Origin of the sequence: Pseudoalteromonas sp. GutCa3, from assembly GCF_002836155.1 — a bacterium.
Classification (GTDB): domain Bacteria; phylum Pseudomonadota; class Gammaproteobacteria; order Enterobacterales; family Alteromonadaceae; genus Pseudoalteromonas; species Pseudoalteromonas arctica.
The window spans coordinates 108,140-120,977 of record NZ_PJBK01000090.1; the positions used below are offsets into that span (position 1 = coordinate 108,140).

A 12,838-nucleotide genomic window follows, 5' to 3' on the forward strand; every position below is an offset into this window, starting at 1 on the left:
CTCTCAATATTGCTTAGGGTAATATTGAGTTTTTATAAAAGCGTTCTAAATCAATATTATATTCTTTAGGTTTCACCGCTGATTCAAGGGTATCTAAGGTTTTTTTATTAGATAAATCGATATCTTTTATCTCTGTATAGCGACTATGTTTGGCGCTGTAAAATGTTTTAACGATAGGCTTTAGTGGTGTACTGGGATTACTCTCGGTCACTAAACCAACTTTTTGACTCGATAATCTAACGAGCGTTCCTACCGGATGAATACCAATACATTGAATAAACTTATTAAGCAGCACGGGATCGAAGCTATCTGGGCATCCGTCTTTTAGTATTTTAAACGCTTTTATTGGCTCCATGCCTGCTTTGTAAACACGTTCTGCGGTAAGTGCATCGTACACATCTACAATTGATGCCATACGTACGTACTGACTTATTTCGTCGCCCTTTTTACCAAACGGATAGCCTTTACCATCAAGCCTTTCATGATGCATACCTGCAATATCAACCGCAACACCCGTTAAGCCAGACTCTTCTAATATTTCTTTACTGAAAAGCGAGTGCATTTTCATTATTTTAAATTCATCATCGGTAAAGCGACCCGGCTTATTGAGTATTTCATCAGGGATTTTTATCTTACCAATGTCGTGTAAAAGTGCGCCGGTAGTCAGTTCAACAATAATATTTTTTTCTATACCTAAATGCTTAGCGAAAATCCCCATTAATATCGATACATTAATAGAGTGCTCAAGTAGGTAAGCATCTTTTTGGCGCATTTGGGTAAGGCAGGCTAGGGCATCTTGGTTTCTAAAAACAGAGTCCATAAAGCCACTTGCCAGCTCTTTGAACGGTGCAATATCTATATCGCGGCCTGCTTTAATATCTTTAAATGCTTTTATTTGCAGTGTTTTAGCTTCGTCATACAGTTTTTTTGCCTTTCCCATTTCTTGTTCGGCACTGTGTGTTTTTTGCCAAGGGTCACGCTTTATTTTTGTTGCAGGTACAGCAATAGGAGCTTTTTCAGGGACTGATTCAATGAGGGTTTTATCAGGGTCGATTTCTACTTCTAAAATACCTGCTTTTATTAGGTTATTAATACCAGCCTGAGTTTTAACCCAGCCTTGATTTTTAATTTTAATACTGCCAGTTTGTCTAGTAACGCTTTGCACAAACATACCAGGCAGTAACTGACCTACAGGAATTATTTTCAAATTTATTACTTCTATTGTTAATCTTTCATTAAGCTAACAAATATATACGTTACTACCTAATAAAAAAGGCACTTTTCAGTGCCTTTTTTATTTTTTAGTTAAAAAGCATTAGCTTAATTATTCATCATCTTCAACAAGCGTCATTAGTGATGTGTTACCACCTGATGCTGTTGTATCAATACTGATTGTTTTTTCAGTAATAAGACGTTTGATTAATGTATCGTAATACTCAGAGCTAATTACCGGTAAAATAGCACCTTTACGCTGTGCAAGCTGTTGGCTAAAGTAGCCCAAGCGAGACGAGCGAGCAGCAACTACCGCACCGGCTAAATGAGGGTGCGCCAAAATAGCTTGTAACTGGTTAGGTTTAGCTACTTGGAAAACACCTTCTGCAACACCTGTAGAGATAAATTTATCTTTAAAGGCAACGGCTTCATCATAAAACAGCTCAGACGCTACAGTAATTACCGTATTACCTGCGGCAATAGCAGTGATGATAGACAATGCCCAGAAGTTAAATGATGTGCTCTTATCTGCATAACACACTACACAACCACGTGCTTCTAGATGAAGTGTATTAGACTCACCCGTTGGCCCAGGCAAGGTAGTAAACTTACGCATGTGCTTTTCAAGGCGGTTAAGCTGTGCACGTGCTTCTGATAATGTTAATGCTAAGTCGTCTGCTAAGTCGTCGATAATTTCTACCGTCGCGATTTTAGCAAGCAACTGACGTACAGCCGAAACACGGTCGTTTAGTGGTGTTGCACGCCAGATTTTTTCATCGCGCATTGAGTTGGCCATTAGCTTTTTAACTTGCTCATTCGCACCGCTGTAGTGGTGTAAATCAAGTTCGTCAGGCGTTAGGTTAGTCATTTGTACGTTATCTGGTGATGCTTTTTCTTTTACTAAACGTTGTAGGTAGTTAGGGCCACCGGCTTTAGGGCCAGTACCTGATAAACCACGGCCACCAAACGGTTGCACACCAACAATGGCACCAATCATGTTTCGGTTAATGTAAACATTACCCGCACGTGACATTTTAGCAAGGTACTCACAGCGCTCTTCAATACGTGAATGAACACCCATTGTCAGACCATAGCCTGTGTTATTTATTTGATCCATCACATCATCAAGTTCATTCGATTTAAAGCGAACAATATGAACACATGGGCCAAATACTTCACGTTTAAGTACTGATAAGTCTTTAATTTCGTATAAACGAGGAGCAAAAAAGTATGCGCCATTTTGTGTATTATCAGGAATTTTACATTCGTAATGAAGTATAGAATTACCTTTTAAGTACTCAACGTGCTCGTTTAAGTTTTTAAGTGCTTTTTCATCAATTACCGGACCAACATCAGTTGATAGTAACGATGGGTCGCCAATGTGTAACTCAGCTAGAGCGCCTTTAAGCATTTCGATAATGCCATCAGCTACGTCATCTTGAATGAATAAAACACGAAGAGCAGAACAACGTTGGCCAGCACTTTGAAAACCAGAACTGATCACATCGTCAACTACTTGCTCAGGAAGCGCCGTTGAGTCAACAATCATACAGTTTTGGCCACCTGTTTCTGCAATTAACGGTACTTGAATATCGTTACGTGCAGCAAGTGTTTGAGAAATTAATGTGCCTGTTTCAGTAGAACCTGTAAACATAACCGCTTGAATGCGCTCATCAGGAACAATTGTTTTACCTACTTCAGAGCCGCGAGCGATAACCGGTTGAACAACGTGCTCAGGTAAACCAACAGATAGCATTAGTTCAATGGCACGAAGGGCGATTAAACTTGTTTGCTCAGCAGGCTTAGCAATTACAGTGTTACCTGTAACAATCGCAGCAGCAACTTGACCTAAAAATATTGCAAGCGGGAAGTTCCACGGGCTAATACATAAAATAACGCCACGGGCTTCAAAACGCTCATCTTTAGATAACTCTTCAGCGCGCGCTGCGTAGTAACGACAAAAATCAACCGCTTCACGCACTTCATCAATACCATCTTGCGCTACTTTACCTGCTTCTTTAATACAGATAGCGACTAGTTCATCATGATGACGCTCTAAAATGTCAGCAACGCGACGCAGTAAATTAGCGCGCTCTTTTACTGGTGTTTGTGACCATGATTCAAGTGCGGCTTCAGCGTTGGCCAGTAATACTTTCATCTCTTCGCCAGTTTGTAACTTAACGTGGCCGATGATTTCTTTGTGGTTCGCTGGGTTTTTAACAGCCAATGAGCCCTCTGGTACTTGGCTTTGCTCAATTAGGTGCTCGTTAAACCATGTTTCAAGATTCTCTTTGAAAGGGGTAATAACGTTAATATCGGTTAAATCCATGCCTTTAGAGTTAGCACGTTCTTCACCGTATAAATCAATTGGCATTTTGATTTGCGTATTGTACTTGTTACGCAGGCCTTGCAGTGTTTCTACAGGGTCTGGTAGTAATGATTCAACAGGTTTTGTTGTATCTACAATCGCGTTTACAAATGATGAGTTAGCACCATTCTCTAACAAACGACGAACAAGGTAAGCAAGTAGGTCTTCGTGTTGACCAACCGGTGCATATACACGACATTGAATTTTTTCTTCGTTAACGATTTGGTCGAATAATGATTCACCCATACCGTGCAAACGTTGAAATTCAAAACCGGTGTTGTCGCCTTTCGCTACTTCTAAAATAGTCGCGGCAGTGTAAGCGTTGTGCGTTGCAAATTGTGGATAAAGTACGTCGCGCGCTTCAAGCATTTTAATTGCACATGCTTTGTAAGAAACATCGGTTGTTGCTTTACGAGTAAATACAGGGAAATGCTCTAAACCATCTTGTTGTGTGGTTTTGATTTCAGTATCCCAGTACGCGCCCTTAACTAAACGTACCATCATTTTACGACCAACACGGGTTGCAAGGTCTGTTAGCCATTCAATTACAAAAATAGCGCGTTTTTGATACGCTTGAACCGCTAAGCCAAATCCTTGCCAATCACCAAGATCTTCATCACTAAATACCGCTTCAATTACATCTAATGAAATATCTAAACGGTCAGCTTCTTCAGCATCAACGGTAAAGCCGATATCGTATTTCTTAGCAGCAAGCGCAAGCTCTTTTAACTTTGGTACAATTTCTTCCATCACACGGTCTTTATGAGTGAACTCATAACGTGGATGAATAGCAGAAAGCTTAACTGAAATACCAGGGCTCTTAATTGGACCACGACCATTTGCCGCTTTACCAATCGAGTGTATAGCATTCATGTAGCTGTCAAAGTAACGCTTCGCATCTTTCATTGTGCGCGCGCCTTCGCCTAGCATATCGTAAGAATATACATAACCTTTTTGCTCTGTATCGGCAGCACGTTCAATTGCTTCGTCAATGGTACGACCCATAACGAATTGCTTACCCATAATTTTCATAGCAAAATTTACAGACTTACGAATAACTGGCTCACCTAAACGACCAATGGTCTTTTTAAGCATGCCGAACTGTTGTTCTTTCGTTTTGTCTGTGTAGTTAACCATTTTACCGGTAACTAATAATCCCCAAGAAGACGCGTTTACGAATAAAGAATCGCTGCTGCCTAAATGAGAGCTCCAATCACCTTTCGCTAACTTGTCACGAATCAGTACATCTTGAGTTGCTTTGTCTGGTACGCGAAGCAGCGCTTCGGCCAAACACATTAATACAACGCCTTCTTCACTAGAGAGTGAAAATTCATTTAAAAGCGCATCAACACCGCCTTGCCCATCTTGCTCTTTACGAATGTTTAAAACAATCTGGCGGGCTCTTTCCCAGGCACGACTTCGTGCTTTTACGCCTACTTCTGCAAGCGGTAAAATATGATCAATAACCGCATTTTCATCTATGCGGTAGAAGTCACGGATTCTTTGTCTAATAGGACAAATCGTTGTTAAATCGCCGTTGAATAACATAAGCAACCCTCAGGAGTGTTAAGAATTAAAGTAAAATTAATTACCAATAAATTACCAGTGATATTGTGAGTGCATTCTAATTAAATTTCAGCAGAATATGCTGGTTAAATTTCGCGTTTTACGATAATTTACAGGGCATAAATTTAACTTATCCGCATAAAATTCTGTTATGACAATTCCAAATAGATTACGCATGCTAGATCGTATTGATTTAGCCATACTAGACGTTCTACAAAAGAACGGCAGAATTTCAAATGTTAACCTCGCAAAACAGGTTAATTTGAGTGCAAGCCCGTGCCTAGATCGTGTAAAACGATTAGAGCAAGAAGGCTATATCGAAGGCTACTACGCTAAGCTTAGCGAAGCAAAGCTTAATCAAAGCTTAGTAGCACATGTTCAAGTATCGCTTGTTGCTTCAAATACAGCAGTATTTAAGGTATTTAGAGAGCATATACTAAGAATACAACAAGTCGTTGAATGCGACATGGTGGCAGGCGGTTATGATTATTTATTAAAAATCCGCGTTTCTAATATGGAAGAATATAGACAAGTTCTTGGCGACTTAGTCGATATTCCCGGCGTGGGCACTCATCATACTTATATGGTGATCGAAAAGATTAAAAAAGACGAAGGGCTGCTAATCGACATTTAAGCTTTTCTCAAGTAATAAAAAACCGCAATTGCGGTTTTTTATTTTAGTAGATAAAGGCTATACCAAATAGTTAGTACATCACCTTATACATAATTTATTACGACCTTCCGACTTCGCTCTATATAAAGCCGTATCAGCCGCGCATATTAATGCCTCAGATGTTCTGTACTGATTATCGTATTCACACGCTAAACCCTGGCTTACACTTATCTTTACATTCGCTGGCAAACCAATATCTCTAAAATTAATGTTGAGTATTTTTTCTTGAATACGTTTTGCGATCATTTCTGCATTTGAGACATGTGAGCGGGGTAATACAACAGCAAACTCCTCACCACCATAGCGTGCTACTAAACTATCTTTTGAGGGGAGGCAGTCTTCAATTGTTTGAGCTACTTTTTGCAAACATTTATCACCCTTTACATGACCAAAATTATCATTAAACAGTTTAAAAAAATCAATATCGATCAAGATAAAACTCAAAGGCTGTTTGTCTACTATGCATTCTTGCCAATTTTTAATAATCGCCTTCTCTAAAGTGCAGCGATTAGCGACGCCTGTAAGGTGATCTATTTTGGCTATGTTTTCGAGTACTTTATACTTTTTAACATGCCTAGAAATATCATGCATAATACAAATAAATAGAGGGATATTGTTTGTAGTTGATGCGGGTATACAAGAAATTGAGAGCTCTATATCTAAACAGTTACCATTGTTTTTTATTATTTTAACTTCTTTCGGGCCATGATTGAGTGGTGTTTGATAGTTGTTTTTCCAACTTTCAAACATGTATTGATAGTCATCGCGATACTGTTCTTGTAAACAATCTTGCCATTTTTTACCTATTAATGAATCAGATGTAACATTAAAAAAACGAGCTGCAACGGGATTTACTGATTCAAACACTCCATCTGCATTAACAATAAAAATAGCATCGGCCATGACATTGGTGACATTAATAATTGCGCTTATTTTTTCATTGTTAACGGTATTAGAAATGCTGCTCATTAATGCAGATACAGCGTTGTCGGTGTTGTTAGCTCTGCTATTTTCATTATTGTTAGACATGGTGTTGCTCATTTTTATTGTTAATGAAACTTTATGTCTAGGAGTTTATTTAATTTATGGTTTTTAAACCTTTCGGTAACCTTCTTTTTTAATTTGTTGATTTTATTTGTTTTTATTGAAGTGTGTCAGTGCTTAGCTAAAAGGTAGTTAGGTTATAAATAAATTGCACTGGGGAAATTATGCTTGTGCAATTTAAAATCAATAATTAATTTTTGTCTTTATTTATAACTTGTGGGTCAGGGCTTGAATAAGGTTTATCATTACACTCAACGTTAAATATTAAACATGCAGTGCCTGAGTTTTTTGCTGTATCGGTGACGGTGATTGCTTGGCGGTTATCACTAAGTTCATAACTGAAATCTTGGGCACATGTTCCGATTTTATTAGTAATTGTAGCCCCCGTGAAAAAAAAGCCTAGCCCAACTGTTACAGGAGTTAAAGTGTAAGTACCTGCAGTTTCGGCTCTTACTGTACCGCCGCCGTCAACGGCTTTACCATTTTCTGTATAGCTAAAAACGGCCTCTTTTTTATCGTTAAACTCAATATGTACTTGAAAATCGACTTTTTCTAAGGTGGTATTCATGTTATTTCCTTTGTATTTATAGTTTAAAGTCAGTAATGCCTAGTTTTATCAGGCTTGCTGTTATTGCTGGTATTTCGTTTGCTCGGTTTAAGCAGGTATATGCTTGTACCTGCGGGTACTTTACGTGAATACTTTGGTTTATTTTTACTGTTTGAGTAATAGCTTTAAGCGCATTTACGCAAAATTGCTCTCGCTGTTCGCTGGTCGAAGCTAATTTAGCTTTGAGCAGGTTTATATTTATGGGAGCTAAGTTATCTCTATTCTTCATTTTATTGGTTATGTAACGTTTATATTCGCCATCATTCTCAAGGGTTGTTAATAACTCTTGCGCTTTAAGAGGGAAGTTTCTGTCAATAAAATAGCGAGCCAGACTAATTTGTGTATTAATAGAATTGATACTATTAAAACCTTGTGATTTTAAGAAGCTAATAATTTTTCCTATTCTTGAATCTACTTTTTTGTCATAAGACAACATTATTAATTGCGCTAAAGAGCGATAATACATATGTTGAAATTCATTATTTTCTGGATCTTGCTTTAAAGCCTCATTTATATTTTCATTCGCAAAGCGAGCTTTTAAATAGGCCATTTTTTTATCAGGTAAATAGCTTAGTAAATAGCCTTGTTGCATATATATATTTGCTGACATATAAAAAAGACTCGCGTCATCAGGGTAGTGATTAGCCACCTTTTTGACCACAGCAACTGCATTGTCCAATATATACACTGCAGTGTTGAAGTTACCAAGCATACCTTCAGTTTTTGCAAGCCAACTAAGGGTATCTGCTTTATCACGCAATAAGTTTTTATTGTTGGGCTTTAGCACAAGCGCTTCGTTTTTAAGAGTAAGTGATTCGGTAAAGCTCTGTTTTGCCGCTTTATAATTAAATTGTTTTAAATACAAAGATCCCAGCGAATTATGTGAATACGACAACTCCATAATGGAATTAAAATCATTCGCTGCTAATGAATACATGGTTTCGCTATACATATGGTACTTTTTAAATAATGGCTCAGTGGCAGCGTAATCACTTTTATCATAATGAAGCTGGCCTAACCAAAAGGCATTGGCACCCGCAAGCGTTAGTAATTCTATATTGTTAGGCTGTATTTTTAATAATGCCTCAAGGCGGGTGCGGGCGTTTTCAAAGGCGGTAAAGGCTTCATCGGTTTTACCCCGTGAATAAGCTACTTCACCCATTGCTTCGAGGGTTTGTGCGTACTGGAAACGGTTGTTAAATTGTGCTTTATCATCGCTAAAGCTAAAGAGTGAACCTGATTCGTCTGTTTGATTTGTAAAATATTCAAGTGCTTTATTACTAATACCATCAAGTAAGTCCATACGCTTTACGCTACGCAGTTTGTCGGCAAAGTCACCCACCATAAACCCCAGTAAGCTTTCGGCCTCAAGCTGTTTTTTTTGCGCATGTTGCTGGGCCTTAAAACTAGTAAAGCTCATTAATAACGCGGTAAATGTAAGTAAGCACAATAAAGCAACGGTCACCCGTTTTACTCTTATTTTTGTTTTTGTTTTTTTAATAGAGCTTTTGATAAGAGTGTGCTCGTTATCATCTAATTTAAACAGTTTGTCGTTTAGTAATAGCTGCGCTTCTTGTAGCGGTTTACCTGGCGCTAGGAGGTAAGCACTACTTTTACCTTCATCTATCCAATTTTGCGCTTGGTGTTGTAAGCGGCTTTTTATTGCTAAGGCATCTTTATGATCATTAATCCATTGTTTTGCTCGCGGCCATTGACGTAATAATGCCTCGTGAGCAAGGCTAAAACAGGCTTCTTGATTTTGTAAATGCGATACAAATAAACGGCTATCGACCATGGCTTGCACAAGCTCTTTTTGGCTTGTGTTCGTTAATGTTTGCCAGCGGGCAGCGCGGCTCGTAATGGTTTTACCATCTGGATTTAAAGTGATCAGCTGTGATAATACGCTTTTTAGTTGCTGTTGTTGCTCGTTGCTGAGGTCAATAAATATATCTTCTGCTTTTTTGCCTATGGCTCCCTCAATACCCCCGAGTTTTGTGTAAACACTGTGCAGTAGCTCGTTATTATCACTGCGCTGTAAGTACAGCTCTTGCAATGTGTATTGCAGCATGGGCAGTGCGTCAGGGTTATTGGCTGTATCGGCGCACAATATTTCATCCAGTGGTGTTTGGGTTTGTGGGTCATTGGAGAACGTTAAATTAGCGGTTAACGCTGGCAGGCGAATAATTTGTTGAAGCTCTTGGCGATTTGGCGGTGTTAAATCGTAGTGCGCGCCATGAGCTTTGCCTGCCATTAGACTTGGTTGTTCAACCACTAAAGGGTAAAAGTCGTTACGACACGCACTAAATACAATCACAGTTTTAGAGGTTGCTAAGCGCTCAATAACTGATAAAAAATGGCTGCGTGTTTCGCTACTAAATAAAGGAGAAGAAAGCAGTACTTCTAAGCGGTCAATAAATAAAAATAACTGTGGTGTTTTAAGTTGTGTAGAGGCTTTGCTAAGTGCAATTTGTATGGCGTTGATTACGCCATCGATTGCCAATTCTAGTTGCTCTGCCAGTGTTTGCGCGCTTAATCCTTCAAATACAGGAAGGCCATTTATATCCCAATCAAGCAATGCAGAAGCTAAATCTAAAAAAAGTCTATTTTTATGAACATCTGCAAAGTCGAGTTGGCTATAAGAAATAACCCCAATGCCGTTATAGCCTCGCTCATCTAGCAGTTTTGGTAAAATCCCAGCATTAACAAGCGAAGATTTACCCGTACCGCTAGGGCCAAGTATTAAGCAAAAAGCACGACCAAATTTAACTTGGCTCGATATTCTATTGAGTAACGTTTCTATAGATTGATTGCGGCCAAAAAATAGGTGTGTATCGCTTGGGTTGTAGGCGCTTAATCCTAAAAAAGGAGAGCCACCTTGCCATGTGTTTTCACTTTTTTTTATATCTTCAGCCAGAGGAAACTCAAGTTTTGCAATAACGCGGTAACCACGTTTGCGAATAGTTTCTATGTAGGTGGGTTCACTTGCTTTATCACCGAGGGCTTTTCGTAACTGGGTAATTGTTTTATGCAGCGGGTTATCGCCTACCTCAACATTTTTCCAGCATTGATCTAATAGCTCGTCAGTAGTAACAATTTCGCCTTTTTGGAAGCAAAGATGAACTAACACATCCATGGCTTTTGGTTCTAACTGTTTATTTTTTTCTGCACGCTGAAGAGTATTTGACTGGGGATTGACTTGCCAATCACCTAAATAAAAAGGGCTGCGATTCATAATGGCTCATTATTGTTATTATGTAATTAAAGCGAGTGATTAGCCGACTTTTTTAACCAAGTCTTTATATTACAGATAAAATAACAAACAGATAAGGAGTTTTTACGCAGTAAAAGAAGTTTATTGATGTGGGTAATTCAATATTGAATTACCCACTGGATTTTATGACTATATATCGCTTTTATTTATAGTAATGACGCGTTGAGGGAATGGGATTTCAATATCAGCGTTATTAATTGCTTTATAAACACCGCCATTAATAGCCAGCTTGGTTTCAATAATTTTAGTAGTAGGTACCCAATATCGGTAGCTTATTGTAACACCGCTATCGGCAAAGCGTTCAATACCCACTTGTGATAACGGATTTTGTGCGACTAATTCGTGTGCTTTAAGTACGTCTTCAATAAGGCTAATCGCATTATCAGAGCAAGCACTATAGGCTATATCTATTTCACCTTTGACCAATGAGTAACTAAATGAGTTATGAAGTATTTCACCTACTATATGCTTATTTGGAATGGTGATTTCTACTTTTTCTTCATTGATTAAAATAGTGTAGCCAAGCTCAATTGTTTTAACTTGGCCGCTTACATTTTTAACTTCAATAGTATCACCAACAACAAAAGGTCGAGTGGCTATAATGGCAAGGCCCGCACCATAGTTAGAGAGCATTCCTTGCAGCGCTAAACCAGCACCTAAAGATGCAGCACCAATGGCTGCTACAAATGGCGTAACGCTGATACCTATTTTGCCAAGTGCAATAATTATAACCATTACAATTAGCAGTACTTTTACCACGCTACTGACAAAGTTAGTAAGCGTAATGTCAACGTTATGACGGGTCATTAAGGCTGCTACAAATTTGGCAAGCTTTTGTGCTATCCACAAACCAATGAGGACGATAAAAATAGCGCCAACAATTTGCATACTGTAGGTAACCATATACTCAGTAAGCATGGTGTAATATTTTTCAAACTGTTCGATTTCAGAACTGATCATAAAGCGCTCTATGTTAGGGCTATGTTGTATTTTTCCAACTATAGCAAAATGTTGACTAAAAATGGATATAACAGCGGCACTATAATTGCTGTTAATAAAGCACTTAGCGCCATTGCAACTGAGGAGTAAGCGCCTACTTTTGGATGTTCAGCAATAGCAGCAGCAGTCCCAATTGCATGACAAGCTGTGCCCATTGCAACACCTTGAGATTCGTGATTAAAAATATTAATGAGTTTAAAAAGCATAAAGCCAAATAAAGCGCCTAGTAAACCAATAAAAATAACTAAAGCCGCAGCAAGAGAGCTAATCCCCCCTAATGAGTCAGTAACAATTAAAGATATTGGGGTTGTGACACTGAGTGCGGCAACAGATGCACTTAGCTGCGCAGGCGCATTAAATAATATGCTTAGCAAAAATGCCACAACGGTTGCGTTAACAATACCTAAGCTACATGTTGCGACTATGAGTAATAGATTTTTTCGTACGTGTGTAAACTGCTGATATAAAGGAAGTGCTAAAGCTACAATCGCGGGCTCTAATAACCAGCTTAGTAATTTGCTGTGCGAGGCAAATTGCGTATAAGGCAAATTTAGGTTAATTAGTAATAAAGCGATAATACTAATACTTAAAAATACGGGGTTAGTGAGCGATTTAAATACGCTGTTTTTTATACTTTGGTTTACGGCCCTTAGTGCTAAAAACAATACAATAATAAAAGGAATACTTAGCCACCATAAATTAGGCTGTAGCTCTGAAATAGCGGAAAAAGTAAAATCAGTCATTATTTTCTCTTCCCTTAAAGTACGCAATTACACTGCTAACAAGCAACAAGGTAGTTATAGGGACTAGCACCACAACTGAGGCTAAAAATGCCCAGTGCGATTTTATAAGGCCGAGATGTTCAATAAATCCCACACCCGCAGGAATGAAAAAGATAGGCATAATATTTAAAATAGGGGAGGCGCATGGTTTTATATATTGCTCTTTTACAATACCCGATAAGAGTAAAACTAATAAAATAACCATAGCGAGTAACGGTGCAGGAAAGCTTCCACCAATAAAGTGCATAATGAGTTTAGCGCAGGCTAAAAATAGTAAAATAATAGCGCTACTGAGCAGATATTTCATCAAAGTGGC

9 protein-coding genes are annotated in these 12,838 nt (G+C 38.5%); 1 reads left to right on the forward strand and 8 read right to left on the reverse strand.

Features of this window, described 5'->3' with window-relative positions:
- Positions 1–13 precede the first annotated feature (13 nt).
- Together CXF64_RS16675 and putA are read right to left on the reverse strand one after the other, a co-directional pair.
- Entirely contained in the window at positions 14–1,207 is a 1,194-nt protein-coding gene (locus CXF64_RS16675) for an HD-GYP domain-containing protein (protein ID WP_101217566.1), read from the reverse strand.
- A 117-nt stretch (positions 1,208–1,324) separates the two neighbouring features.
- Entirely contained in the window at positions 1,325–5,128 is a 3,804-nt protein-coding gene (gene putA, locus CXF64_RS16680) for a bifunctional proline dehydrogenase/L-glutamate gamma-semialdehyde dehydrogenase PutA (RefSeq protein ID WP_010553201.1), read from the reverse strand.
- Positions 5,129–5,297: 169 nt separating this feature from the next.
- On the opposite strand from putA, the gene CXF64_RS16685 reads away from it, so the two are divergent.
- A complete protein-coding gene (locus CXF64_RS16685; protein WP_024590009.1) occupies positions 5,298–5,780 on the forward strand; it encodes a winged helix-turn-helix transcriptional regulator in 483 nt (160 codons plus the stop codon).
- 78 nt (positions 5,781–5,858) lie between these two features.
- On the opposite strand, the gene CXF64_RS16690 is transcribed toward CXF64_RS16685, so the two are convergent.
- From CXF64_RS16690 to CXF64_RS16715, 6 genes are all read right to left on the reverse strand, one after another.
- Positions 5,859–6,848: a sensor domain-containing diguanylate cyclase gene (locus tag CXF64_RS16690; RefSeq protein ID WP_007581681.1), complete on the reverse strand. Its 990-nt coding sequence runs from the start codon at positions 6,846–6,848 to the stop codon at positions 5,859–5,861.
- A gap of 205 nt (positions 6,849–7,053) precedes the next feature.
- Positions 7,054–7,431, reverse strand: coding sequence for a DP-EP family protein (locus CXF64_RS16695; RefSeq protein WP_024590008.1), 378 nt, complete (start codon positions 7,429–7,431; stop codon positions 7,054–7,056).
- A gap of 16 nt (positions 7,432–7,447) precedes the next feature.
- Complete coding sequence (locus tag CXF64_RS16700) at positions 7,448–10,702, reverse strand: nSTAND1 domain-containing NTPase (RefSeq protein WP_101217567.1); 3,255 nt, start codon at positions 10,700–10,702, stop codon at positions 7,448–7,450.
- 168 nt (positions 10,703–10,870) lie between these two features.
- Complete coding sequence (locus CXF64_RS16705; protein WP_008167991.1) at positions 10,871–11,701, reverse strand: mechanosensitive ion channel family protein; 831 nt, start codon at positions 11,699–11,701, stop codon at positions 10,871–10,873.
- Between the two features lie 38 nt (positions 11,702–11,739).
- Entirely contained in the window at positions 11,740–12,483 is a 744-nt protein-coding gene (locus CXF64_RS16710; protein WP_024592978.1) for an LrgB family protein, read from the reverse strand.
- A complete protein-coding gene (locus tag CXF64_RS16715; RefSeq protein WP_101217568.1) occupies positions 12,476–12,829 on the reverse strand; it encodes a CidA/LrgA family protein in 354 nt (117 codons plus the stop codon). The genes CXF64_RS16710 and CXF64_RS16715 overlap by 8 nt, the downstream gene beginning before the upstream one ends.
- Positions 12,830–12,838 lie beyond the last annotated feature (9 nt).